The sequence below is a fragment of the Saccharibacillus alkalitolerans genome (assembly GCF_011090185.1).
Classification (GTDB): domain Bacteria; phylum Bacillota; class Bacilli; order Paenibacillales; family Paenibacillaceae; genus Saccharibacillus; species Saccharibacillus alkalitolerans.
Window position 1 is genome coordinate 593497 of record NZ_JAAFGS010000003.1, and the last position, 25992, is coordinate 619488.

General features: G+C 59.6%; 21 protein-coding genes. 13 read left to right on the forward strand and 8 right to left on the reverse strand.

Features of this window, described 5'->3' with window-relative positions:
- The first annotated feature begins 530 nt into the window (after positions 1-530).
- Positions 531-1058 (forward strand): phosphatase PAP2 family protein, encoded by a 528-nt coding sequence (locus GYN08_RS11445; RefSeq protein ID WP_166274322.1) that lies wholly within the window; start codon positions 531-533, stop codon positions 1056-1058.
- 116 nt (positions 1059-1174) lie between these two features.
- Entirely contained in the window at positions 1175-2317 is a 1143-nt protein-coding gene (locus GYN08_RS11450) for an MGDG synthase family glycosyltransferase (protein WP_166274323.1), read from the forward strand.
- A 260-nt stretch (positions 2318-2577) separates the two neighbouring features.
- Here GYN08_RS11450 and trmB read toward each other — a convergent pair whose 3' ends face one another.
- Entirely contained in the window at positions 2578-3369 is a 792-nt protein-coding gene (trmB, locus tag GYN08_RS11455) for a tRNA (guanosine(46)-N7)-methyltransferase TrmB (protein ID WP_166274324.1), read from the reverse strand.
- A gap of 312 nt (positions 3370-3681) precedes the next feature.
- Positions 3682-3867, reverse strand: a complete 186-nt coding sequence (locus tag GYN08_RS11460) for a hypothetical protein (protein ID WP_166274325.1) — start codon at positions 3865-3867, stop codon at positions 3682-3684.
- A gap of 297 nt (positions 3868-4164) precedes the next feature.
- Here GYN08_RS11460 and GYN08_RS11465 point away from each other — a divergent pair, with 297 nt between their 5' ends.
- The 3 genes from GYN08_RS11465 to GYN08_RS11475 all read left to right on the forward strand — a co-directional run bounded on the left by GYN08_RS11465 (position 4165) and on the right by GYN08_RS11475 (position 7733).
- On the forward strand, positions 4165-5127 hold the full coding sequence (locus tag GYN08_RS11465; protein WP_166274326.1) for a TIGR01212 family radical SAM protein: 963 nt from the start codon (positions 4165-4167) through the stop codon (positions 5125-5127).
- 4 nt (positions 5128-5131) lie between these two features.
- A complete protein-coding gene (locus GYN08_RS11470; protein ID WP_166274327.1) occupies positions 5132-5716 on the forward strand; it encodes a class I SAM-dependent methyltransferase in 585 nt (194 codons plus the stop codon).
- An 895-nt stretch (positions 5717-6611) separates the two neighbouring features.
- On the forward strand, positions 6612-7733 hold the full coding sequence (locus GYN08_RS11475) for an alpha/beta fold hydrolase (protein WP_235946142.1): 1122 nt from the start codon (positions 6612-6614) through the stop codon (positions 7731-7733).
- 121 nt (positions 7734-7854) lie between these two features.
- Here the strand turns inward: GYN08_RS11475 and recQ are convergent, their stop codons facing one another.
- Entirely contained in the window at positions 7855-9798 is a 1944-nt protein-coding gene (recQ, locus tag GYN08_RS11480; RefSeq protein ID WP_166274328.1) for a DNA helicase RecQ, read from the reverse strand.
- 378 nt (positions 9799-10176) lie between these two features.
- On the opposite strand from recQ, the gene GYN08_RS11485 reads away from it, so the two are divergent.
- A complete protein-coding gene (locus GYN08_RS11485) occupies positions 10177-11166 on the forward strand; it encodes an RluA family pseudouridine synthase (protein ID WP_166274329.1) in 990 nt (329 codons plus the stop codon).
- A gap of 141 nt (positions 11167-11307) precedes the next feature.
- On the opposite strand, the gene GYN08_RS11490 is transcribed toward GYN08_RS11485, so the two are convergent.
- The 3 genes from GYN08_RS11490 to GYN08_RS11500 all read right to left on the reverse strand — a co-directional run bounded on the left by GYN08_RS11490 (position 11308) and on the right by GYN08_RS11500 (position 14270).
- A complete protein-coding gene (locus tag GYN08_RS11490; protein ID WP_166274330.1) occupies positions 11308-12951 on the reverse strand; it encodes a hypothetical protein in 1644 nt (547 codons plus the stop codon).
- Positions 12952-13041: 90 nt separating this feature from the next.
- Positions 13042-13506, reverse strand: coding sequence for a hypothetical protein (locus tag GYN08_RS11495; RefSeq protein ID WP_166274331.1), 465 nt, complete (start codon positions 13504-13506; stop codon positions 13042-13044).
- Between the two features lie 116 nt (positions 13507-13622).
- On the reverse strand, positions 13623-14270 hold the full coding sequence (locus GYN08_RS11500; protein ID WP_166274332.1) for a cyclodeaminase/cyclohydrolase family protein: 648 nt from the start codon (positions 14268-14270) through the stop codon (positions 13623-13625).
- Positions 14271-14602: 332 nt separating this feature from the next.
- On the opposite strand from GYN08_RS11500, the gene GYN08_RS11505 reads away from it, so the two are divergent.
- Both GYN08_RS11505 and GYN08_RS11510 read left to right on the forward strand, forming a co-directional pair.
- Positions 14603-15412, forward strand: coding sequence for an ABC transporter permease subunit (locus GYN08_RS11505; RefSeq protein ID WP_166274333.1), 810 nt, complete (start codon positions 14603-14605; stop codon positions 15410-15412).
- A 45-nt stretch (positions 15413-15457) separates the two neighbouring features.
- The gene (locus tag GYN08_RS11510) at positions 15458-16360 is read left to right on the forward strand and encodes an ABC transporter permease (RefSeq protein WP_235946143.1); all 903 of its coding nucleotides are present in this window, start codon (positions 15458-15460) and stop codon (positions 16358-16360) included.
- An 18-nt stretch (positions 16361-16378) separates the two neighbouring features.
- Here the strand turns inward: GYN08_RS11510 and GYN08_RS11515 are convergent, their stop codons facing one another.
- Positions 16379-17320, reverse strand: a complete 942-nt coding sequence (locus tag GYN08_RS11515; protein ID WP_166274334.1) for a DMT family transporter — start codon at positions 17318-17320, stop codon at positions 16379-16381.
- A gap of 159 nt (positions 17321-17479) precedes the next feature.
- On the opposite strand from GYN08_RS11515, the gene GYN08_RS11520 reads away from it, so the two are divergent.
- From GYN08_RS11520 to GYN08_RS11540, 5 genes are all read left to right on the forward strand, one after another.
- Entirely contained in the window at positions 17480-19327 is a 1848-nt protein-coding gene (locus GYN08_RS11520; protein WP_166274335.1) for an ABC transporter substrate-binding protein, read from the forward strand.
- Between the two features lie 35 nt (positions 19328-19362).
- Positions 19363-19881, forward strand: coding sequence for a DUF421 domain-containing protein (locus GYN08_RS11525; protein ID WP_166274336.1), 519 nt, complete (start codon positions 19363-19365; stop codon positions 19879-19881).
- 74 nt (positions 19882-19955) lie between these two features.
- Positions 19956-20939, forward strand: a complete 984-nt coding sequence (locus tag GYN08_RS11530) for a Gfo/Idh/MocA family protein (protein WP_166274337.1) — start codon at positions 19956-19958, stop codon at positions 20937-20939.
- Between the two features lie 92 nt (positions 20940-21031).
- On the forward strand, positions 21032-22654 hold the full coding sequence (locus GYN08_RS11535; protein ID WP_166274338.1) for a glycine betaine uptake BCCT transporter: 1623 nt from the start codon (positions 21032-21034) through the stop codon (positions 22652-22654).
- 115 nt (positions 22655-22769) lie between these two features.
- Positions 22770-23849, forward strand: a complete 1080-nt coding sequence (locus GYN08_RS11540) for an FAD:protein FMN transferase (RefSeq protein WP_235946147.1) — start codon at positions 22770-22772, stop codon at positions 23847-23849.
- 123 nt (positions 23850-23972) lie between these two features.
- Here GYN08_RS11540 and GYN08_RS11545 read toward each other — a convergent pair whose 3' ends face one another.
- The gene (locus tag GYN08_RS11545; protein WP_166274340.1) at positions 23973-25865 is read right to left on the reverse strand and encodes a bifunctional 2',3'-cyclic-nucleotide 2'-phosphodiesterase/3'-nucleotidase; all 1893 of its coding nucleotides are present in this window, start codon (positions 25863-25865) and stop codon (positions 23973-23975) included.
- Between the last annotated feature and the right edge of the window lie 127 nt (positions 25866-25992).

Sequence of the window (25992 nt, forward strand, 5' to 3'; positions counted from 1 at the left end):
GCCTTGCGTTCCATAGCGACCTTTAATGACCCTTTTGTTGTTTTTTGACCTGGTTCTCGTCGTTCTTTTCGATTTTGGACATTTTGCAGACATTTGTCAAAACCGTGAAATCGTGCTGCCGGGCAAAAAAAGAAGCCTTTGCCCTCGAATTCTCCGCAGCAGCCCTTCGTTTCGCTTGCCAGCATCGATTATATCCTTATTCCGCCGACTTGCGCAATGTTGCCCGCGGACTTCGGAGGTCTGCCCGCCTCCCGTTCCTTCCGCCCATATTTAAACGCGGGCAGACTGATAAAAGTTGGGCAATTTCGGTTAATTTTTTTTAACCCTATTATAATTGCCTTGAATCATTGTATAATTCGGGGTTGATAGAGTCAAAAGTGCAACCCGATATGGACCTGCCGTTCCGTCCGTCCCGGCTTCGACGCCTCGATTCAGTTCAAAGGCGGCGGACCGCCGGACGCCGGCAGAAAAAAAAGACAGCCCCGTCGCCTTCTCCAATCGCCGGGCTCTTTATCCGGAGGTATGTCGTTATGCGTAGCTTGCTGATCAAGCTGAGCCAATTGGACCAGCGCATCTTCAAATGGGTCAACGGACGTCTGCATCACCGCGTTCTCAGTATCCTGCTGTATTATCTGACGCATTTGGGCGGCGCCACGTTCACCATCACGGCGACCGTGCTGGCGTCATGGCTCGCCCCGGCGCCGTGGAATTCGGCGGCTCTGCACTCGCTTGTCGCCCTGGCCGTCAGTCACGTGCCGGTCGCGATCGTCAAAAAGCTGTATCCGCGCGTGCGTCCGCATCTGGCGCTGCCCGAGACGAACACGTTCCGCAACCCGCTCGTGGACCATTCGTTCCCTTCCGGCCACACGACGGCGATCTTCTCGGTTACGGTTCCGATCATGATTCTGATTCCGTGGACGACGGCCGTGCTGCTTCCCTTCGCCTTTATTGTAGGAATATCCCGCATGTACCTCGGTCTGCATTATCCGTCCGACGTGCTCGCGGGCGGTACGATCGGTTCGTTGACCGCCTGGCTGACGGTTGCATTATGGCCTTAAAGCGGCTATCGTAGAAAGGGTAAACAGCCTGAAAACCAGACTGGCGAATCGAAAAAACGGCCCGCTTCCCGCCGAAGGCGCAGAGGCGGGCCTTTCCGAAAAAGGTGACGAAAAACGTGTCCAAATACAGAGTGCTGATCCTGTCGGAAGGTTTCGGCGCCGGACATACGCGGGCCGCCTACGCCCTGTCCGGCAGCCTCCGCAAGCTTTCTCCCGACGTTCAGACCCGGGTGTTGGAACTCGGGAGCTTTTTGAATCCCAAGGTCGCTCCGCTGTTCATCAACGCTTATAAGAAAACCGTGGTCACGCAGCCCCGCTTCGTGAGCATGATGTACAAGCAGCAGTATAAAAAATCGCTGAATCGGCTGACGACGCTCGCGCTTCACCGGCTGTTTTACGCGCATGCCCGGGAAGTCGTCGAACAGCTCCGGCCGGATCTTGTCGTCTGCACGCATCCGATCCCGAGCGCGGTCATCTCCCGGCTCAAACGGTTGGGTCTCCAGGTGCCTCTCTGCACGGTGATCACCGATTACGACGCGCACGGCACCTGGATCAGCACCGGCGTGGACCACTACCTCGTCTCCACGCAGGAGGTCAAAAATAAGGTACTGCTACGCGGAGTGTCCCCGTTTCGCATCGACGTCACCGGCATTCCGGTACATCCGAGCTTCTGGGAGCATCCGGTCAAAGCCGGCATATTGCAGCAAATGGGTCTCAAGGACATGCCGACCGTACTCATCATGAGCGGCGGCTGGGGGCTGATGAACGGCGACGTGCTCAATCCGTATCTGACGCGCTGGCGTCAAGACGTTCAGCTCGTGTTTTGCGTCGGAAGCAACGAGAAGGCGTTGCGCAAGCTGAAAAGGGACCCTCGCTTCCAGCACGACAACGTGCACGTCATCGGCTATACGAAGGATATCGACAAGCTGATGGAAGTGTCGGACCTGCTGATCACGAAGCCGGGCGGCATGACCTGCACGGAAGGACTCGCCAAAGCGATTCCGATGCTGTTCCACAACCCCCTGCCCGGTCAGGAGGAAGAAAACTGCGAATATTTCACCAGCAAGGGCTGGGGCGAACGCCTTTCCTCGCTGGAAGTCGTCGGCAAATGGATGTCCCGGTTGACGAACCCGGACGAATACGAGGAGCTCGTCCGCCGGCGCGCGGAAAGCCGCATGAATATCGAAAAGCTGCGTCCGATGCACAGCGCGCGGCGGATTATCGAGATTTTGGAAACGACGAACAAGGTGCCTTACTGAGCGGACTCAGGGAGGCGCCTTTTTTGCGGTTTGTTTTTTGGGGAGTCCTTCCGATCGGGGAAAACAAAAAAGAGCGGAGTAGGCGCCGGACTGTTCCCCGACGCCTACTCCGCCTGATGCTTACCGCAATAAATCTCGAAAAAAACAGAACCTCGGAAGTCCGGGCCGGCGTTTAGCATCGCCGTGCGGACTTGAGAGCTAAAGCAAAAAACTTCAAAAAAGCAAAACTCGAAACCTCGATTACCGAAAAATCGCGAACATCAGGCTTCCGTCTTGTCGCTTTCGGCGGATGCGGCTTCTTCGGCTTCTTCCGCGGCCAGGGCGGCGCGCTCGTCCGAAGAAATGCGGTAAGGCTCCATGCGGATCTCGTCGTAACGCTGCAGCGCTTTTTCGCCGATTACCACTTCGCAGCGGTGAATGTTCATGCCTTTGCCCATAAATTTATGCTCGTATTCGGTCATGACGTGTTCTTCGTTGATGCCGTCTCGGTGCAGATTCAAGCTGATGTTGGTCATCTGCAGACCGGAATCCGCAAAGGCGTTCAGCGAGAACTCGAACAGCGTCTCCGAATCGGTCTTGAAATGAATTTGTCCGTTCTCGTTCAGCACGCGCTTGTACATCTCCAGAAAGCGCGGATGCGTCAAGCGTCGGCGGGCATGCTTTTTCTTGGGCCAAGGATCGCTGAAGTTCAGATAGATCCGTTCCAGTTCCCCGGGAGCGAAAATGTCTTCCAGCTTCTCGACGTTGGCGCGCGCCAGCTTCAGGCTCGGCGGCGTCTCGTGGCCCTGCTCCGCCCAGGCTCCTCTCGCCTTCTCGCTCGCCCGGCGCACCAGCTCGTCGTACATGTCGATGCCGATGAAATTCGCTTCGGGATTGCGCACGCTCGTGCCGCTGATGAAGCGTCCCTTGCCCATGCCGAGTTCCACATAAATCGGACGGTCGTTGCCGAACAGCTCGGCCCAACGTCCCTTATACTGTTCCGGTTCGAGGACAACCAATTCCGGCTGCGCCTCCAGGTTTTCCCGGATTCCTTTTCTTCCGCGTAAACGCATGTCATTCCTCCGCTATAAAAATCTCGGCTCGCCCGAGGCCGATGCTGCGCTTGTCGTCGGGCGGCATGGCGTATCGGTTCGTTCGTCCGTCCGATCGCCGCCTGCTCGAGCCTCCGCCTTATTGTGCCCAAGTTCCCGCGAAAAGTAAAGACGAAAAGACGCCGGAACGTCGCGGGCGAAAAGAAAAAGAAGCCCTTCCCGAAGGAAGGACTTCCCGTCGGCCGGCCGGATCGTGCTCCGCCGCTGCCGCTCATCTATGCCGGGATGGGGTTCCGGTTAACCGAAAGTGCGCTTAAGGCGCCTTAGTCTCGTTTATTCCGTGCGATCCGCGGCAATATCGAATGCCTTTTCAAAAGCGCTGCGAATTTTCTTGCGGGCATCCACTTCGATCTTGTGTCCGTTGTGGAAACGAACGCCGGTCAGTGCCAGCGCTTCTTCGCGAGTCAGCTCGACCGCGATCTTGTCCTGCGAATGATCCGGCGCAAATTGAGTCGTCATCGTCAATCACCTCTTCATTTCTTTAGAATAATCGGCATGTTCCGGAAACTTTAGATAGCGCTATCATTGTTGATATACCGCCGTTTTCCCTAACTTCCGATCTCGAGATAAATATAACACATCCATGTAATATATATCAAGCGCAAAATTTATTTTTTGAAATATTTTTTTGCGCGAAACCAAGCCCCTTCGCAGGTTTTTCCTTTTCACTTTTCCGCGAATTTGGTAGTATTAAAGATTGACTGATCCGCTGTTATGATGCGTGAACCTCTGTCCATACCGAAAGGAGTTCGACTCATGTCTTCCCATATTCCGACATTTGAACCGGCAGCCCCCCTGCTCTGGAGCGGCAAACGGTTCCATACCTGGAACACCGAAATGCACGGCCGGTTCGGCGACAAGGTGTTCAAAGTCATGCTGGACGCCGGCTTTACCTGCCCCAACCGGGACGGCTCGATCGCCAAAGGCGGCTGCACCTTCTGCAGCGCGCGGGGTTCGGGCGACTTCGCCGGCAGCCGTCGGGACGATCTCGTCACCCAATTCAACAACATTCGCGACCGCCAGCATTTGAAATGGCCGAGCGCCAAATATATCGGCTACTTCCAGGCCTATACGAATACGTACGCGCCGCTGGAAACGCTGCGCGAGTATTACGAAGAAATTCTCAAGCAGCCCGGCGTCGTGGGCCTTGCGATCGCCACCCGTCCCGACTGCCTGCCGGACGACGTGGTCGATTATCTGGCCGAACTGAACGAGCGGACTTACCTGTGGGTGGAGATGGGACTGCAAACGATCCACGAGTCCACTTCGACGCTGATCAATCGCGCTCACGACACGGCCTGCTACGAGGAAGCGGTGGCGAAGCTGCGGGCACGCGGCATCCGGGTATGCGCGCATATCATTTACGGACTGCCGCAGGAAACGCACGAAATGATGCTGGATACCGGCCGCGCCGTGGCGAATATGGACGTGCAGGGCATCAAGATCCATCTGCTCCACCTGATGCGCAAAACGCCGATGGTCAAGCAGTACGAAGCCGGACTGCTCCGCTTCCTGGAACGTGACGAGTACATCAAGCTGATCGTCGATACGCTGGAGATCCTGCCGCCGGAAATGATCGTGCACCGTCTCACCGGCGACGCGCCGCGCGATCTGCTGGTCGGTCCGATGTGGAGCCTGAAAAAATGGGAAGTGCTGAACGGGATCGACGACGAGCTGAAAAACCGCGGCACCTGGCAGGGCAAGTATTGGAGGGGCTAACAATATGGGATTCGTATCGGTGCTTAACTTTGCCCAGCAGCTGATCCAAAAAAGGCTGCAGCCGGGCGAGAGCGCGATCGACGCCACCGTCGGTACGGGCGCGGACACGCTGTTTCTCGCCCGGACGGCGGGAGCCCGCGGCAGGGTTTACGGGTTCGATATCCAGCAGGAAGCGCTGGACCAAGCCCGGGCGCGCCTCGAACGCGAGCGCGAAGGCGGCGCGAAACTGGCCGCCCCGGAGCTGCTGCTGCGCAGCCACGCCGAGATGGCGGAGGCGCTGCCGCCGGAACTCCGCGGCCGGGTGGGAGCCGTCATGTTCAATCTCGGCTACCTGCCGGGAGCGGAGGATCTGAGCGTGATGACGGCGCCGGCATCGACGCTGCCGGCTCTCGAAGCCGCGCTGTCGATGCTGCGGCCCAAAGGCATCCTTACCGCGGTGCTGTATCCCGGCCATGCCGGCGGAGGCGCCGAGGCGCTCGCCGTCGAACGCTGGGCCGGCGAACTTCCGGGCGCTGCGGCGCGGGTCATTCTGTACCGGCAGCCGCAGCGGCCGGAAGCGCCTTACCTCATCGCGATCGAGAAGGTATAGCGGCGGGGCCAGCGAATCGCGACCGGACGCGATTCGCCGGCCGCAAGCGCCTTGCCCCATCGCGATCGGGAAAGCGCAGCCGCGCGGCCGGTTCCCGTGAACGGACGCGATTCGCGGCCGGAAGGGCTCCCGCTCTGCCGTGCGGCTTTTTCTCCCTTCCGACCCTCGTTCTCCCGCCTGCCGCTCTCCCGTCTGCCGCTTCGCGGGATTGCGCCGCTCGGCGGCGCGCCTGCTCCGGTTCGGTCTCGCGAAGAGATCGGCCTAACGCCGAGAGCCGAAGATCGACGCAGCGGAGCCGCCGCAGTTTTAACGGATCGACATGACGCTTAGAAGCGCATATCGGCATGCGAGAATTTTTAACGGATCGAGGCGGCGCTTAACATCGCAAAAGACCGAAAACCTGCCCCCACGGGCAGGTTTTTGTCGTTTAAGCGTCCGTACGATCCGTTAATTTCCGTGCAGACCGAAAATCCGTCGTCTGACGGACATACGTTCCGTTAGGCGAGACGGCACTCGTTTCCCGGTCGACTCCGCGAACCCGGATAACTCGAATAACGCGGATCCCTGCAACATGCTGCGCAGTCGGAAATCCGGGAATCCGTTATTCGAGATCCCCGGATTTTCTGTGCGTTTTTATCCTTATCCGCAATCGTATCCGCGCAAAAAGGGGTATAAAACAGCAGAAGACGATCTGTGCTCGAATCTGATCGGCAATGACAGCAGCCGGCAGCAGCAGCCCCATCCGCTCGGCAAAGCGGCGTCCGCATCGCGCAGCGGGCCGATCGGCCCGGCAAAACGCCCGGGCTCTGACCGGCCGGCCTCGTTACCATCGCCGACGATTAGAGCTTTCGGCGGCTATCATAAAAGACGACGGATAACCGGGAGGGATTCCATCATGTTCAGCCGATCGAACGGCGCTTCGGCGCGCTCCGCGGCGAAGCCGAAATTCCGGAACACCAATACGAATACAAAAACGAGAACGTTCGGGATGTCCGATCGGAGCTCCGCCGGGACGAACGAACGCGAACGGCAATCCGGGCAGGGCGCGGCGCCGGCCGGTTCGTTCATGCTGGAAGGCGCCGATGCCGGCATCGCGCTATGCGTGCATGCCTGGCCGCTGCCCCGTCCGAAAGCGGTCGTGCAGATCGCCCACGGCATGGGCGAGAACGGCGCGCGCTATGCCGAGCTCGCGGCTCGGCTGAACGCGGCCGGCTACGCCGTCTACGCCGGCGACCATCGCGGCCACGGCCGCACGTCCGGCATGACCGATGCCGGACCTCTGCGCCAGGGCTACGCCGGCCCCGACGCGCTGAACGGCATGTGCCGCGACCTGCTGAGCGTCGCGGCGGAAATCTCCCGGCGCCATCCGGGCGCGCCGACGGTGCTGCTCGGCCACAGCATGGGCTCGTTTCTCGCCCAGAAGCTGATGGCCGACAAGCCGGCCGCGTACGCCGGCTTCATGCTGACCGGCAGCTGCGGGCGCCGGGCCGCGCTGCCGCTGAAGCTCGGCGGCGCGTTCGCCGCCGCCGAGGCGCGGCTGCTCTCTCCGGCCTTCGCGTCGTTCACTTTGAACGCGCTCGTGTTCGGCCCGTTCGGCCGCGGCTTCAAGCCGCGCCGCACCCGCTTCGACTGGCTGTCGCGCGACGAGCGGGCGGTCGACGACTTCGTCCGCCGATACGGGCAGACGCTGTTCAGCTGCGGCTTTTTCCGCGACTTTTTCCGGCTGCTGCTCGAGATCCAGCGCCCGGAACTCGCGAAACGGATCCATGCCGACAAGCCGGTCCTGCTCTGCTCCGGCGAGCGCGATCCCGTCGGCGGAACGGAAGGTCTGCGGCGGTTAAAGGCCTTCTACGAGGAGGCCGGCCTGCGGGATCTCGAGTGCAGGGTGTACCGGAACGCCCGGCACGAACTGGCATTCGAGACCAACCGCGGCGAGATCGCCGCGGATTGGATCGATTGGCTGGACCGGCATTTCGCCGCGGCGCGTTCCTGCAGCGGGCAGGACGGTCGCGGCTGAGGCGGCTCGCTCTTCCCCCTCTTGCAAACGAACCCTTTCCGCCTCTCGGGCGCAGCGGCCAACGACAAAAAAGGAGCTTTCCGCATCTTCGCGGAAAGCTCCTTTTCCCTATTCCTTCTTGTCAGCTGTCATAGTCCTCATAATACGCGAACAGATTCGAATCTTCTTCAGGCGGAGCTTCCATGTCGTAATAACCGTCATCCGAAGCGCCGCCTCCCGACGCTTCCCCTTCCCGATTCTGGAAAAACTCCAGGAACGGAAGGCCGTACTTGCGGTATTTGACTTCGCCGACGCCTTTGATGCGCAGCATCTCGAACTCCGTTCTCGGCTTGTGGATGCTCATCTCGCTCAGCGTCGCGTCGTTGAAGATGATATAGGAAGGCACATGCTCCTTCTCCGCCAGTTCGCGCCGGATCAGACGCAGCTGTTCGAAGATCGTCACTTCGACCGCCGACAGCTTCTCGTCCGCCCGCGGACGGCTGCTTCTCGAACCGGACGAAGCGGCGAACGAAGCTTTGCGCGCTTCGCGCTGGAACACCTGGCGGCCGCCTTTCAGCACTTCGGTGGCGAGCGGGCGCAGCTTCACGACGGGATACTGTCCTTCGGTCAGCTCCAGATAGCCTTCCGAAGCCAGCACGTTGATCATGTCGACGATTTCCTTTTCCGTCTTGCCGTTCATCATGCCGTACGTCGAGAGCTGATCGAACTTGTACTGCAGCACCTTTTTGTTGCGCGAGCCTTTGAGGACGCCCGCCACCATCGAAGCGCCGAAGCGCTCTCTCATCCGGTAAATGCAGGAGAAGATCTTCTGCGCGTCCACCGTGATATCGAGAATTTCGCGGTCGTCCCGGCACGAGCTGCAGCTTCCGCACGGTTCGTCGCCGTGTTCCTCGCCGAAATAATCGAGCTGCGCGCTGCGCAGGCATCTCGTCGTATAGCAGTAATCGACCATCTGCTGCAGCTTGCGGTATTCGTTATGGCGGCGTTCCTCTTCCTGCCCGTTCTGTTCGATCAGGAACTTCTGTACCACGATGTCCTGCGCGCTGAACAGCAGGATGCATTCGCTCGGTTCGCCGTCCCGGCCCGCGCGGCCGGCTTCCTGCACGTACGCTTCCATGTTTTTCGGCATATTGTAATGAATGACGTAGCGCACGTTCGATTTGTCGATGCCCATCCCGAAGGCGTTGGTCGCGACCATCACCCGCACGTCGTCGTACAGGAAAGCTTCCTGCGCGTTTTCGCGTTCCTCGTCGCTCATGCCGGCATGGTAACGGCCCGCGGCCAGTCCCTGCATCGACAGCTTGGAATACAGTTCGTCGACTTCTTTGCGCGTGGCGGCATAGACGATGCCGGCCTCGCTCGCGTGGCTTTTGGCGTAATCGAAAATGTATTCTTTCTTGTTTTCGCCCCGCAGCACGGAAAACGCCAGGTTGGGACGGCCCAGCCCCGTCACGAACGTGTTCGCTTCGTGCAGCTCCAGCAGGCGAACGATATCGTCCATGACCTGCGGCGTCGCCGTCGCGGTGAACGCCGCCACGGTCGGACGGTGCGGCAGCGAATGGACGAACGGCGCGACGGCGAGGTAGCTCGTCCGGAAATCGTGTCCCCACTGCGATACGCAGTGCGCTTCGTCCACCGCCACGCAGTCGATGCGCAGCTGCGCCATCTCGTCCCGGAACCAGTCCAGTTCCAGACGTTCCGGCGCGACGTACAGCAGCTTCAATTCGCCGCGCTGCGCCGCCCGGATGCGCTCGTTGACCTCGCGGCCGCTCAGTGTGCTGTTGATGTAAGCCGCCGCGATCCCGTTCGTCACCAGCGCGTCCACCTGGTCTTTCATCAGCGAGATCAGCGGCGAGACGACCAGCGTCAGCCCTTCCATCATCAGCGCCGGAATCTGGTAGCAGATCGACTTGCCTCCGCCCGTCGGCAGAATGCCCAGCGTATCGCTGCGGGTCAGCAGGCTTTCGACGATCTTTTTCTGGCCTTCCCGAAAATCGGGATACCCGTAATACTTCTGCAGCAGCTCGCCGGCCTGCTCCATCAACCTCGTTTCTTCAATAGCCATTATGCAAAACTCCTTAAAGGGAATGCCGGATCGGCATTCCCGTGTATTCGCTGCTCTTCAAGGCGCCCGGCGGGAAGTCCGGTTCGAGATCGGGTCGGAGGCTTCGGCGGGGGCGCGTTCTCCCTATATTTTACCGGGCGCGGACGATTCGGGCAACAACCGGACGCGAACAAATATTCTTTTCCCGAAAATTCGAAGCTTCCGTATCGCTGACCGCACTTCCGGGCCGCCCGATTCGACTCCGGTTCGGCGCCGGCCGAATGCGGCGATCCCTGGCCTTTTGGCGGCGGCTCTGGTATAGTGGACACGGCGAATCGCGGTTCTCGGTGAACCTTTATTCGCCTCAGATCCCTTTTCGAGAATGGAGTTCATCCCAATATGGCTTATACCAATAAACGGCCGGGCGGCAAGAAGCGTCCTCCCGGCGTCAAAAAAGATACGTCCTACGCGGCCCGCGCCGAAGCGCGCCGCGCCAAGACCGAAGCGCAGGAACGCAGCTTTACGGTCAAGGAAACGGCCGAGCTGCTGCCTTTCCTGCTGAGCGCCATGAGCGGCACGGGCCGCAACTCCGTCAAGTCCGTGCTGTCGCACGGCCAGGTACGGGTGGACGGCGTGCCGGTCACTCGCCACAACCATGAACTGCAGCCCGGCCAGACGGTCGTCGTCGGCAAAGAGCGCGCCAAGCCGAAGGTCAGCTTGACCGGCCTGCGCATCCTGCATGAAGACGACGAGGTAATCGTCGTGCGCAAGGAAGCGGGCCTGCTGTCGATGTCGTCTTCGCGGGACGAAGACAACACCGTGTACCGTCAGCTGATGGGCCATATCCGCCACAACGATCCGAACGGCCGCCTGTTCGCCCTGCAGCTGCTGGAAAAAGACGCCTCCGGCGTCATGCTCCTCGCCAAGACCGAAGCCGCGAAGGAAGCGCTGCTCGAGCAGTGGAACGCGGGAACGGCCAAGCAGGCCTATACGGTTCTCGTCGAAGGCAAAGTCAAGACGGAAGCCGATACCGTGACTTCCTGGCTGCGCGAGACGAAAACGCTGAAAATGTACGCCAGCCGCAAAGAAGGCGACGGCCAGCGCGCGGTCATTCATTACAAGCTTCTGAAGGCGGGCTCCCAGGTTTCGCTGCTCGAAGTCACGACGGAGACCAACCGCAAAAATCAGATCCGCGCCCAATTCGAAGACATCGGCCATCCGATCGTCGGCGACAAAAAATACGGCTCTTCGCTGCGCAATCTGGGCCGGCTCGGCCTGCACGTGCACGAGCTGACCTTCGTCCATCCGGAGACGGGCCGAACGACCAAGATCGAAACGGAAGTGCCGAAGACGTTTCTGGCGCCGTTCAACGACAACGGTCAGGCCTAAGCGGGCAGGCGCGGGCATGAAGCGGCGGAGTGCAGGGCTGCGCTGCCGCACGCTTCGGCTTCCGAAAATCGGTTCAACCGGATAAGATTCAAAAAAAGTCACGTCCCCCCAGCGGGGACGTGACTTTTTGCCGTTTTCCTTCTAGAGAACGTAATCCCCGAATTCCGCGTCCTTCCCGTCGATCCGTGCTTCCGCTTCGCCGTTATCGCCGAGCGACAGCTCCAGCCGGCGGCTGTGCAGGCTGCGGTAGCGCACGCTTCGGCCGTCTTCCGCGAAGACGGGCGCCCGGTCTCTCATCAAGTCTGCGAAGCCTTCCAGGTCGTCGGCGTCCAGGCTTTCCGCTTCTTCCAGGCTCGCCGCTTCGATCACGACGGCGCCGAGCGGCCCCGCGCTGCGCACATTCACCCGGTCTTCCGCTTCCTCGGCCTCGTATGCGTGCCGCAGATAGACCGCCAGATAAGCACCTCCGGCCTGACCGAACAAAGCCCGTTCCTCCCGGATCCATTCGCCTTTCGGCAGCACGCCGACGATCGTGGGGTCTTCCCCTTCCGGCACGGGATACAGCGCCAGAATCGCCCCTCTGTCGGGCAGGATTTTCGCATAGGGACTTTCGTGACGCAAATCCCCTTCGGCATAACCCTGCCCCGGATGAATGAAGTAAGCCTGGTTCGCCGCGCTGCCCAGCTCGTACGACAGCGGCAGCGTGACATCCCAGCGGTGCTGCTCGTTGTCGAACTCTTCGGAGCGCTCCCACATGCCGCCCGCCGCGTAAGCGTCGGTCAAATACGTATAGCTGTGCAGTTCCCGGTCGGTACCGTCTTCCCGGGGCTTTAAGATTTTCTTCTTGACCTCGACCGGCACCAGACGGTCCATCGCCGCGATCCGAATTTCCTCCGGCGCCTCGTAATACAGGAAGCCCGCATATTCGGCCCGGACCAGTTCCGGCGGAAGCCGGAAATCGCCGAACTGCAAATAGTCGAAGGCGACGTTCCGGTCCTTCGGCGCGTCCGCGGTCAACCCGCGGGCGTGCGGGCCGGCCCAGGCGCCGCCGATGTAATGCAGCGAACGCTGGCTCCACAAATAATCCAGCATGCGGTTCAGATCTTCCGCGATGTCCGCGTCGTCCAGCAGCAGGCGCGCGCAGGTGAACGCCTGCACCCAGTGCCAGAACCACGGCTGCGAGCCGTATTCGTGCATGCCGCGCTCGTTCAGGCGCTTCAGCATCGCTTTCAGCGAGCGGCGGCCGTCCTCCAGCAGTTCCGCGTCGCCGTAGAACTGACCGAACAGCAGCTTCGCGGCCGTATACTTGGCTTCGTGATGACCGTATTCCCGCAGCGGGCGGTCGTAGAACCGGCTGTCGTAGACCGCCTTCAACGCGGTCTCGAACGCTTCGCGCAGCTCGCGCGGCAGCGACTCGCCGCAGCGCTCGAAGAAATACAGCATCAGGCTGCCCATCAGTTCGACCGGCAGCGGATTCGGCTCCGCCGCTTCCGGCTCGTCGCCCAGGCCCAGCGGCCAGTGGCCGTAAGTTTCGCTGCCTTCGCGGCGGTCCTGCAGCTCCAGCACGCGGCCAAGCACCGCGGCCGCCGTCTCCTTCGCCTGCTCTCGGTCGAAGCGGACCCGGATGTCCGGGTCCGAAGCGGCCGCGTGCAGATAGGAGGCGTAATAAAAATTGTTCCTGACGTCGTCGTGGAACCATAGGCCGCTCGGCAGCAGCGGCCGGGCGGCCGCCTGCGCGGCCACCTTGCCGACGATCTGCCGGCTTCTTTTTTCAACGGTCAGCATGATTCGATCTTCAACTCCTCGTCTGTTCGATTACGCGTATCGCGGCGAACGTATTCTCTATCGCCATTGCGCGGTTGTTCCGACTTGACTCTATCCCCGTCCGCCCCGCGCGAATTCCCGCGCGCACGCTTCCAGCAGCAGGCAGAACGAACGATTTTGGCCGAGCATGAACGAGGACAAGTCGTATCGCCGTCCCGACGGTTCGTAAGACACGAGCAGACGGCGTCCCATCCGCCGCATCGCGCGATCGACGAAAGCGCGGGCAGACTCGCTGTCGATCAACGTGACGTACGCATAAAGGGAATGCTCTTCGGGCTCGTCCAGGGGACTGACGCCCGCGCAGGAAAATTCCGTCCGCACGCCGGCGGCGTTCAAAAGCCGGAGCGCTTCCAGCAGCTCCGCGTCGACTTCGACGCCGTCGAGCAGCCCGGTTCGCTTGGACGACCGGCGGATCTTTTCCCGTTCCGCCCAGCGCCCCAATTCGGCGCGCCGCCGTTTCCACTGTTCGGGCGTCTGCGCGCTGTATATGATTTCATCCGGCTGTCCGCCTTCCATCTCTTCCTCTCCTTCCGCAACCCAAAGACCGGAAGCTCCGCAGCTGCCGGTCCCGTTTCTTCATTATGCCATTCCTTTTGCCCGGACGCCATCCGCGCGCCGGCGCGCGGATGGCGTCAGCTCCCGCCGGCTTCCTTCTCCGCGGCCCGTTCGATCGCCCGCGTCACTTCGTTGAGCGCCAGTTCCCGCAGCCGCTCCGCCTGAAGCAGCAGCACGTCCGCGCGGTCGCCGTAGGCTTCCCGCTTCCCTGCGTCGCCGCACGCCGGAAGGTTGATGCGGACGGTCAAATAAGCCGACCGGGCCGCCGCTTCGAACATGACGATCCCGACTCCGAGATCCGACAAGACATGTTCCCGCGTCGCTTCGGCGATGCCGCGCGCGCTTTTCAGGCCGCGGATACACACTTCCATCAGCGACAGCGGCACCTCGATCGTCTTGTGCGCCGCCCGGATCAGCGCCTCGTCCTCTTCCGTTTCCGCCGCCTCGTTCGCTTTCAAATACTCGGCAAAGCTCCGCATATCTTCGGACATCAACCGCTCGCACTCCGCCGACACTTCCTTCATTTCAAGTTCCGCCGCCTCGATATGTTCGATTTGATCCGGCGTGCGTTCCCGATGCGAAAGGCTCGCGGCCATCGACGTCATCGCCGAACCGAGCGCGGCCGCCAGCGCGGAAGTGCTGCCCCCGCCCGGCGTCGCTTTCGAACTGCCCGCCCGCTCGGCGAACTCTCGGATGGTCATATCCCACGGCGTTTTCCGAGTCATTTTTGTCTCTCCCCTTTCCCGCTTCCCGGTTTCATCTTCCTTTGTGCGCAGTTTCCGGACGTCTTCTTTTCATTACCCCAAACTTATAAAGACGCGCGAAAAAGCAATATGGTTTTACATGTGAGTTTTCTTTACACAACTAATTTTTTTTGCTTGTAAAGACATTCATCTTCGTCTAAACTAGCGAATAATCCACTGTTCAATTTCTTCCAGTCATTGGAAAGGAGGGCTGTTTTCTGTTCAAGTCCATGCTAAGGTCGTTGTCCATCTGCCTGGCCGTGTTCGTCTTCGTCGTCCTTGTCGCCCTGATTCCGAGGAGCTTTACGGTCACTATGACGAAAGACTACTGGGTTATTCCCGACGGAAGCCTGAATTGGCACGAATACGGAGAAAATATCCGAACTTACGCGGCCAATCTGTTCGCGCACGGCTCGCTCGGCGAAACCCGCTACGGAGAATCCGTCGGTCCGGTCGTGCTGGCCGCCCTGTGGGAAAGCCTTCCGGTCATCTTCGGCGCCCTGCTGACGGGATTTCTGCTCGGCGTTCCGAAAGGCATGCTCGATTACGCGCTGTCCCGTACCCGATTCTCCCTGCTCGGCGGCGGCATGACCTGGCTGATGCAGGCGCTGCCGGACTTCTTCCTGCTGCTGATCGCCAGGCGCTATCTGCTTCACCATCAGGAGCTGGGCATCCAGTTTTTCGCCCGCGAAGGCTGGGAAGCGTTCGTCCTTCCCACCGTGCTGGCCGCGATCTATCCCGTGTTCTATATCGCCCGCGTGACTTCCGCTTCGATCGCGTCGGAAGAAGGCAAGATGTATATCCAGACGGCCCGGGCCAAAGGCCTGCCGGAACATCTGGTCTTTTTGCGCCATATCATGAGCAATGCCGCGGGGCGCGTCCTGACCCATTTCATGCCCGTCGGCGTCTATATTCTGTCGAGTCTGCTGCTGATCGAAGCGCTGCGCAACGTCCCCGGCGTATCGTACCGAATGTTCCAGGCGATCGGCTATAACAAGATCGCTTCGGCGGCAAACAATGTCGAGCCCGGAGTCATCATCGGCACCGCCCTCTGCTTTATGCTGCTGACGCTGGTATTCCAGCTGATCGGCTATCTGGCCCGGAGACGGATATCCGCCCAATAAACGGTCTTCTTCGCTCTGCGAAGACCGCGGAAAGGAAGTTTCGAGTTGAGAAAAAACGTTCTGTTGTGGACCGGCGCGGCCATGCTTGCCCTCTTGCTGCTGATCGCCGCGCTCGGTCCTTATCTGCCTTTTATCGACCGCAATCTGGAACAAATCCGGTTCCGCATGGAAGACGGTCATCTGAAGAAGGCGCCGTACCCCATCTCCTGGCAGAACCCGCTCGGCTCGAGCAAATTCGGCGTCGACAACCTCAGCCGGATCGTGATCGGAGCAAGGGAGACGCTGCTGATCGTCTTCGCGGTATCCGTGCTGCGCTACGCGATCGGCATTCCGCTGGGCCTGATGGCCCGGCGCAAGCGCGGAGCCGCCAACGCGCTGCTGAACTGGCTGAATCAGCTGTTCTCCTCCGTGCCGACTCTGCTGATGACCGTGCTGCTTGCGGCGGTTCCCTTTTTCCTCTATTCGTCGGGAAGGCTTTATTGGATGATCGGCATCATGGCTCTGGTCGAAACGGGCCGAGTCGGCTATATCGTCAGGCAGCAGGCCGCCTCGATCTCGCACGAGTCGTACATGGAAGCCGGGCGAGCGCTGGGGCTTCGGCCTCTCCGCCTGCTGAAAGCCTACTACATACCGGCTCTGCTGCCGGAAATGATCGTCAATTTCTGCCTGGACCTCGGCAAAGTGCTGATCCTGATCGGCCAGCTCGGCGTTCTGACCGTCTACCTGAATCCGGGATCGGCCGAAGCCGGCATGAACAACGACTTCGAATTCATCAACACCGCCCACGATTGGGGTTCCATGCTCTCGGATCACGTGGCCGACTTGGGAGTGGGACGTTTCGCCTCCGTCATGGTACCCGTCTGCGCGATCGTCTACGCCGTGCTGGCGTTCAGCCTACTCGGGGAAGGCCTGCGCAGACATTTCAACCGCTTGGGCCGCAGCAAATAAAAAACGCGGACGCAAAGCTTAAGGGGAACGAACGTCAGCTTGGCGTCTAACGCGAAGCTGCCTGCGTGCCTGCACGACTATGACGGCCGCCAGCACCAGCGTAATCCCGCCCCACTGCCAAGCCTCGAACCGCCGATCAAAAAGAACCATTTCGAGCAGCGCGATTTCGGGCAGCATCAAATTGTTGATCAATCCGCTGTCGCCCGCGCTCAGAAATTGCTGGCTCCAAGTCCACAGCAAAAAGGCAGCCGCTCCGTTCACGATTCCGAGACACAGCACGACTCCGACAAGCGCTCCGCCAAAGCGGGGCGCTTCTTCGAATGCCAAGCCGCAGCTTAACAGTACGGCGCCGCCGATCGCCATCGGAACAAGCGTCAGCAGCAAAGGATCCGACCAGGCATTGGCGAGCATCCGACGATTGAGCGTCAAGTGCAGCGCGTACCCGGCCGACGAAAGCAGCACGAGCGAGATTCCCCAAGCGCTTCCCCCGCCGAAATGCCAGGGAAAATAAAACAAAACGACTCCCGCAATCATGACGAGCGCCCCCGGAACGGTAACCCCGTCCCGGGATTCCCCGGCGCCGAGGCGATCGACCGCCAGCACCATCAACGTATTGGCCATGCTCAGAATCAAAGATACCTGCGTCGGCTCGAGCAGTCTTTGACCCGCATACTGCAGCCCCTGCGCCGCCGCATACCCGGAAAGTCCCAGCAGCAGCCATACATATAGAGGTGGACGTTTTTTCGGCCGGTTTGCGTCTTTGTTCCCTTTCGCCCTTCTCCTCCGATAACTCGGCACAAGGATAACGGCAAGGACGGCGGAACCGATCAGAAACCGCAGGCCCGACAGGGTAAAAGGACCGAGTCCTTGTTCAAAAGCATAAACGTTGAGAAAATAAGAAGACGACCAGATCCAAGTCACAAGAACGGCCATACTCATAGCGAGCATCCGCTTCAGCATATCGTTTCATCCTTTCGACGCCCGGATTTCGGCTTGAGATCGGCACAGCCGCGAAAACGCCCGCGACTGCCGTATGTTCGATTATGGGTCGTTTAAGGATGAAGAAAAAGCGAATACCGGACAGCAAATCTTTTCACCCTTTTGCAAAGGAGCGATTTCGTGCAGCCCGAAGATCATTATATTAGCCTCTACGAAAAACTTCCCGCCGAATACCGCCGCAGCGAAGTTCCCGTTGCGCTTGCGGCGCTCGCCGAGCTGCTGTGCTGCACGACCCGAAACGCCGTGTTTCTGCTGCGCAGGTGGGAATCGGAAGGGTGGGTCGCGTGGCGGCCCGGAAGCGGCAGAAGCCGACGTTCGCGTCTGCGCCTTCTGGTCTCCCCGGAAGACCTTTTGTTCGAGAAAAGCTGCAAAGACTTCGACTCGGGGCACTTCGAACGCGCCTTTTCCTCGCTGACGGCAAGCGCGGCGGCGGAACGCCGTTTTGCCGCTTGGCTTTCGCAGCGGATGGGATACCGGCTGGACGCGGCCGAGCGCGGCGGACGACGTCGGATCGAGGAATCGCTGCACTTTTCGTTTTACCGGGCGGCCGGTCCGCTCGATCCCGCTTTTGCCGTGCGCCAAACCGAATATCATCTGTTCGGGCAGCTGTTCGATCCTCTTCTTCTGCCGGCGGCAGACGGAAGCGCGGCCGCTCATATCGCCCATGCTTGGGAACATTCCGAAGACTATACCCGCTGGACGTTTTATTTGCGAAAAGGCGTTCTTTTTCATGACGGCTCGGAATTGACGGCTCGGGACGCGACTTTCACGCTTAAGCGCCTTCGCAGTTCCGATACGGCTTCGCCGCACAGGCACTGGTACGGCAATCTATCCGGGATCGAAGCGGACGGGCCTTACAGACTTAAGATCGAGACTTCCGTTCCCGAACCGCTGTTGGCGGACATTCTGGCCCTTCCCTCCTCTTCCGTTGTCCGCGAAAGCGGCCTTTCCGCCGGCACGGACGCCGTGCATGCGCCGCCTTTTTCGGGAAGCGGCCCGTATGTCCTGACGCACAGCGGCTCCAACGGATTGACGATCGAAGCTTTCGACCGTTATTTTCTGGGACGTCCTCATCTGGACAAAGTGGTCATGTGGGTGCTTGCCGATTTCGGCGGCGCTCCCGGCGCCGACCAGATCGGCTTCGTGCCTTTCCGGGAAAAAGATACGGACTCCCTTCGGGAAGAATCCGAATTGTCGCGGGAAAAGCTGGAACTCAAATTTTTGATATTCAATTTCCGAACAAACGGTCCGCAGCTCAGCCGGGAATTCCGCAGCAAGGCCGCCCGATTGATCGCGGAAGCGGAACCTGCCGGGGCATTGGGCGGCAACCGGAAGCCCCTCGAAGGAGCATATCGATTTCCCGGCGGCGCGCCGGACCGGATCGACCTCGACCGCTGCGCCGAGAAGACCCACCCGGTGTTCCGCCTGCCCGAAGTCGATCAGGCGGCCGGCGAGCCATTGAGCGTTCATCCGTCCCATTCGGAGCCGGGCCGCTTTCCGCTCCGCCTCTCTTCCTATGACATGCCGCTGCACGCCGAAGACTTGGAATGGGTTGCGGAACGGCTCGGACGCGGCGGAATCGCTTGCGAGCCCGGCATACTGCCTTTCCGGCAGTGGACTCTTTTCGACGAACCCGCCGACCTGCTGCTGGGCAGCATCGTGCTTCACCCTTCTGCCGAATTGTCCGAACTCGCGCTGCTGTCCGAACTTTCCGGCGTCCTGCAAAACGTGCTCGCCAAGCCGCAGCTTGAAGCCTTAAACGCCGAGGTTGCGGAAATCAGAAGAGAACCCGAGCCTCAAACGAGGCGCCGGCGGCTGGACGGCATCATGGCGGAACTGCACCGCGCCTGCGTATGGCTTCCGCTGTATACCACCTTTCAACATACGGTGTACGATTCCCGTCTTCAGGACGTCCGCTTGAGCCCCTATGCTTTTCCGGATTATCGCACGATGTGGCTGCGCGGATAAACCGGGGTAATAGGGAAGCGAGAGGAGGCTTGGTCATGTTATTCAACAGTTGGGAATCCATCGGAAGAACGCTGCTGGTCGGCGTGCTGGCTTACATCTCGCTCGTCGTCATGCTGCGCTTCGGCGGGAAGCGGACGCTGACGCAGATGAACGCTTTCGATATGGTCGTCAGCGTCGCCTTAGGCTCTACCCTTGCCACCATTCTGCTCAACCAATCGATTACGCTCACCGACGGGCTGACGGCTTACCTGGTTCTGGTCGGCATGCAGTTTCTCGTGTCCTGGACGACTTCCCGCTTCAAGCCGTTCGAAAAGATCGTGAAGTCCGCGCCTACGCTGCTGTACTACGACGACCATTTTCTTCCGGACGCGATGAAAAAGGGCCGAATGAGCCCCGATGAAGTCTGGCAGGCCGCACGAAACAAAGGCATCGATTCGATGGGGAAGATTCACGCCATCGTCCTCGAACCGAACGGCAGCCTGTCCATTATTTCGAAACCCGACGGAGACAGCGACGAATCGACGCTGCGCAACGTCAAAAATTACGAATCCTGACTTGACGACTCGTGTTATGATGGACTGGAACATTATCGGTTTTTTCAATACATGAGCTGGGAGTGGATTTATTCATGATTCGATTCGGCATGATCGGCACGAATTTTATTACGGAACGTTTTATCGACGCAGCGCGGCAAACGGACGGTCTGGAGCTCGCCGCGGTTTACTCACGCACCGAACAACGCGCGCGCGAATTCGCGGACCGCTTCGGAATCGGGCTTACGTTTACGGACCTCGATGAAATGGCCGCCTCGGACCGGATCGACGCCGTTTATATTGCCAGCCCCAACTCGCTGCATGCGGAGCAGTCGATCCTGTTTCTCAAGCAGGGCAAGCATGTCCTGTGCGAAAAGCCTATGGCTTCCAATGCGGGCGAAGTAAAAGCCATGTTCGAAGCCGCGGAAGAAGGCGGAGCCGTGCTCATGGAAGCGGTCAAGACCACCCTGCTTCCTTCCTTCGCGCTGCTGCGGGAAAACCTGCATAAGATCGGCCCGATCCGGCGCTATTTTGCCAACTACGGCCAGTATTCGTCCCGGTACGACGCTTATAAGGAAGGCATGGTGCTGAACGCGTTCCGGCCCGAGTTCTCCAACGGCGCGCTGATGGATCTCGGCCTGTACTGCATTTATCCGATGGTGCTGCTGTTCGGCAGACCGGAAGAGGTCAAGGCCACCGCCTACATGCTGGAGTCCGGCGTTGACGGCGAAGGCAGCCTGCTGGCTCGCTACAAAGACATGGACGCGGTCGTCATGTATTCCAAAATCACCGATTCGCTCGTGCCTTCGGAAATTCAGGGCGAGCTCGGCAGCATTCTGATCGACAAGATCAGCGAACCGCGCAGCGTGCAGATCCGCTACCGCGACGGCAGCATCGAAGACTTGAGCGAACCGGCCGGCAAACCGGTCATGAGCTACGAGCTTCAGGAATTCGTGGACGTCGTCCGCTCGGGCGCCTCCGAATCGTCCGTCAACTCCCGCGCCTGTTCGCTGGCCGCCGCCGAGGTGATGGAAGAAGCCCGCAGGCAGTTCGGACTCGTCTTTCCTGCCGACCTTTGAGTCGGCTTTTTTCGTTGTTCGCTAACTTGGGTAATGAATGCTGAATCAAGTTTCGCGGACCGCGGAACTTTCCAAAGAAAGGAGTACAATTTATGGTTTTTGGCATCGCTCTTGCGATCATTTTGACATTCGTGTTATGGGGGGCTTTCTTCCCCGAACAGCTCGGGAATTCGGCGCAGATCGCGCTTGATTTTTCCACGGAAAAATTCGGTTGGTTTTACCTCCTGACCGCTTTCGGCTTCCTGGTGTTTGCCTTGTATCTGGCGTTCGGACGATTCGGACGCATCAAACTGGGCAAAGACGAGGATGAACCCGAATACTCGACGACTTCTTGGTTCGCCATGCTGTTCAGCGCCGGCATGGGCATCGGCCTCGTTTTCTGGGGGGTGGCGGAACCCGTCTCGCACTATATCGATCCTCCCGAAGACGTAGATGGCGGCACCGCTTATGCGGCGCGGATCTCCATGCGCTATTCCTTCTTCCACTGGGGACTACACCCGTGGGCCATTTATTCGGTCATCGCGCTTTCGCTCGCCTATTTCCAGTTCCGCAAAGGGTATAAAGGGCTGATCAGCTCGACCTTTGTCCCGCTGCTCGGCGAACGGGTGAACGGACCGATCGGCAAAACGATCGACGTGCTCGCCATCATCGCGACCGCTTTCGGCGTGGCGACCTCGCTCGGTCTCGGCACGCTGCAAATCGCGGGCGGCATCGAGCAGATCTTCGGCTATCAGAGCAGCACCTTCATGATGGTCATCATCATCGTGATCGTGACCGTCCTGTATTTGGCCTCGTCGACCACCGGGCTGGATCGCGGGATACGGATCTTGAGCAACGCCAATCTGGTCATCGCGGTGCTGCTGCTGCTCTTCGTGCTGTTCGTCGGCCCGACTTCGTTCATTTTCGATACGTTTACCGTCACGCTCGGCGGATATCTGCAAAACCTCGTTCAAATGAGCCTGCGCATGACCCCGTTCTCCGACAGCACGTGGGTTGCGGCCTGGACGCTGTTTTATTGGGCCTGGTGGATTTCCTGGGCGCCGTTCGTCGGCACGTTCATCGCCCGGGTCTCCAAAGGCCGCACCATTCGGGAATTCGTTCTGGGCGTCCTGCTCGTACCGAGCCTGTTCGGCTGCTTCTGGTTCGCGACGTTCGGCGGTTCCGGCATTTATTCCGAGCGCTATCAAAACAGCGGCTTGGCCGAAGCGGTTCAAAACGACGTCACGTCCGCCCTGTTCTTAATGCTGCATAATCTGCCGATGGGCGCGATCGTATCGTTCCTGGCGCTGATGCTGATCGGCATGTTCTTCATTACGTCGGCCGATTCCGCCACCTTCGTGCTGGGCATGCTGTCTTCCAAAGGCAACCTGCATCCGTCCGGAAAAATCAAAGTGACCTGGGGCATCGTGCAGTCTTCGATCGCCATCGTCCTGTTGGTCAGCGGCGGTCTCAGCGCTCTGCAAACCGCTTCGATCGTCGTGGCGCTGCCTTTTTCCGTCATCATGGTCGGGATGTGCTTCTCGCTTCATAAAGCTCTTTCCGACGAACATCACGAACACAGAAAACGCGAAAAACGCATGCTAGCCGAGTATAAATCGATTTTCGACGCCGCTAAAGAACAGCAGCTGAGAGAAAACGGCACGCCGAAAGCGCCGAAAACTCCGAAAGCGCCGAAGCTTCATAAGGAATCGAAAAATACTCAAAAATTTGACTAATTTTTTGATGTTTCCACGTATCCCGGAGGAGTATGATAGTTGTGAGGTCTTTCACGTACTCCTGCCGGGATGATCACGGACGAAGGGCCACTCTGACAGGATGGTGACTTCGACAATGTGGAAGCATGCAGAAAAAATCATGAAAGCGGCCGGTGCCGCCCTTATTGCCGGCGCGGCTCTTAGCGGCTGCGGACAGGATAACACGCCGAGAACGGAAGCGGCCCAGACGCAGCAGCGCGATCCGCTATCGGCAACCTTTTACGTCTACGATACGGTCGCGACGATCAAGATCTACGACGAAAAAGCAACCGAACAAAACATGGACGAAATCCGCGACCTGCTCGGAAAGATCGACCTGGAGTTAAGCCGTACCAATCCGGACAGCGATCTCTATAAGGTGAACGCCGCGGCAGGCAAAGACGCGATCAAGGTGTCGCAGGGAACGTTCGACGTCGTCAAGCTGGCTCTGCGCTACGCGAAAGATACGGACGGACTGCTCGACCCTTCGATCGGTCCGCTGATCAATCTCTGGGACATCGGGCATGAAAACGCGAAGGTCCCGGATCGGAACCGTCTCGAAGCGGCACGCAGGCTGACCGACTACCGGAAGGTCGAGCTCGACGAAGCCGCTCGGACGATCAAGCTCGAAGAGCCGGGCATGATCCTCGATCTGGGCTCGATCGGCAAAGGCTACGCGGCCGACCGCGTATCGGCGTATTTGCGCGACCGCGGGCTGAACAGCGCCCTGATCAACTTGGGGGGCAGCAGCATCATTACCGTCGGCGGCAAGCCGGGAGGCGCGGATTGGAACGTGGGCCTTCAGGACCCGGACAAGAGCCGCGGCAGCCAACTGGGCACGATCAAGGTCAACAACGAGACGATCGACTCTTCGGGCGTGTACGAACGCTACTTCATGCAGGACGGCGTCCGCTATCATCATATTCTCGATCCGCGTACCGGCTATCCGACGCAGAACGGCCTGATGAGCCTTACCATCGTCAGCGACGAGGCCACGGATGCCGACGCGCTTTCCACCGCCGCCTTCGTTATGGGTCTCGAAGACGGCATGGCTTACATCGAGAAGCAGCCCGGCGTCGAAGCGTTTTTCGTGACGGAAGACAATCGGATCCACGCGACAAGCGGATTGAAGGACCGGATCAATCTGACTTCCGATCTGTATCGCTTGGCGGACTGATCCGAACTCCCTGCCGGCTCTTTACTCTTTACGCCTCTCTTTTTCCCGAAAAAAGCTGCCCCGTATCGGTCACGACCGATCGGGGCAGCTTTTTTTATTCGTTCTTCCACGGGAGTCGCGGACTCATCCGTGATTGAGGGCGGAGACTTCGATCGTAAAACGGGCAAAGCCGTCCTCGGTCATGCCCGCGAATTCGATGCCTGCCGGCAGTCCCGCTCCGCGAGCTTCCGGCGACGACAGCAGCTCCGCCGTCAGCCCGGCGGGAACGCCGGTCAATTTCCAATTGCCGTCCGCCTTCGGCGCCAGCACGCCGGAACTTCGAATATAATCCGTCAGGATCTGCCGGTTCTCGTCCGGCGCTTCCAGCACGACGCGCCGCCCGTCGGGATTGGCGATCGGCGTGGAGAACGCGCGGTAATTGTTGGTCGCGATCACGAATTTCTCCCCGTCTTCCACCGGGCGCCCCTCGTAACGGAGATCGCCGATCCGGCGCGAATCCGGATGCAGCAGCTCGCATGCGGCGGAATATTTGGCCGGACGGCTGACGTCGATCGTGTAAGAGACTCCGTCCACGATATCGAAATTGAAAGAAGGGAAGTCGGGATCGATCAGGCTTTGGCCGCTTCCTCCCTGCGGATCGATCGTGCGGAACAGCCCGGCCGCCCATTCCAGCCACTCTCTCAGCTCCGCGCCGTTGAGCAGTACGGCGCACAGCGTGTTCGGATAATTGTAGAGGTCGGCGATATGCTTGACGGCCAGCGGCCCGGCGGGAATACTCGTATAGTACGAAGGACCGTAGCGTCCGCCCGTCTTGAAGGGCGCGCCGGCGGCCAATACCGGAAGATTCTCGTACGGCGTGCCCTGCATCTCTTTTTTCAAATACCAGCGCTGCGCGTCGTTGACGATCTGTACCGAAGCGCTGTCCCGCACCAAGGCGAAAAAGCTGTCGATCGGCTCCGTCGTCTCCCCTACCGCCGCGCGGATATAGGCCAGCGTGCCCTCGTGGGCTTCCCGTACCGCTTCGGCGACCGCGTCGTCCGTTCTTACCAGCGCGGCCGCCTGCGCCGCATTATAGACCGGCCGGGCTTCCGCTTGGCCGCCCGTCACTTTCCATCCGCCGCTTCCGAGCTCCAGGTCCAAATCCACTACCCCGAGATGATCCCCCGCATAGCCCGCTTCGACCGCCGGCACGCCGTTGACGGTGCCGCGCTTCAGGTCGACGCCCGTTTTTCCTTCGAATGCCGCGCCGGGGAACACTTTATGCGCGTGACCGAACAGAATGGCGTCCACTCCGGGAATACGGCTCAAATGCAGGACGGCGTTTTCCGTCATCGGCGCTTCCGGAATATCCTCGTACCCGCAGTGCGCGAGAAGAACGATCAGATCCGCGCCTTCCTCCTTCAGCTTCGGCACGAAAGCTTTCGCCGTCTCGACCATATCTTCCGCCTTCAAGCGGCCTTCCAGATTGGCTTTGTCCCAATTCATGATCTGCGGCGTCACCAGCCCGATCACTCCGATTTTGATGGGATGGACATGCCCCTCTTCGTCTTCCACCGTCCGTTCGAGCAGCAGATACGGAGGCAGATAATGCGCATTCGCCGGTACGTCCGCTCCGTCGAGATACAGGTTCGCGTTCGTATACGGGAAAGAAGCCCCCGCAAGGACGCGATCCAGATACTCCAACCCGTAATTGAACTCGTGGTTGCCGAGCGTGGCCGCGTCGTACCCCAGTTCGTTCATCGCCCGATAGACCGGGTGGACTTCCGCCTGTTCCGCCAAGCCGCCCGACGCCATGTAATCGCCCATCGGATTGCCCTGCAGCAGATCGCCGTTATCGAACAGCAGCACGTTCTTTTTCTCGGCTCTCGCCTGGCGGATCAAAGACGCCGTCTGCGCGAATCCGTATTCCGATACCGGCCGGTCGCCGTAATAATCGTAATTCATCATATGAACGTGCAGATCCGTCGTTTCCAAAATTCTTAAGGCCGCTTTAATACTCAGTTTACTCTCCTCCATTATGTAAGATTGATTGACACCTGCTTTTTCAAGCAGCGACTTTCGCCTTTTTTATCCCAAAATTTTGAATAAAGTCCGTGCATTTTTCGTTTTTTATGGTAATATCGTTTATGAACATTAATTTACC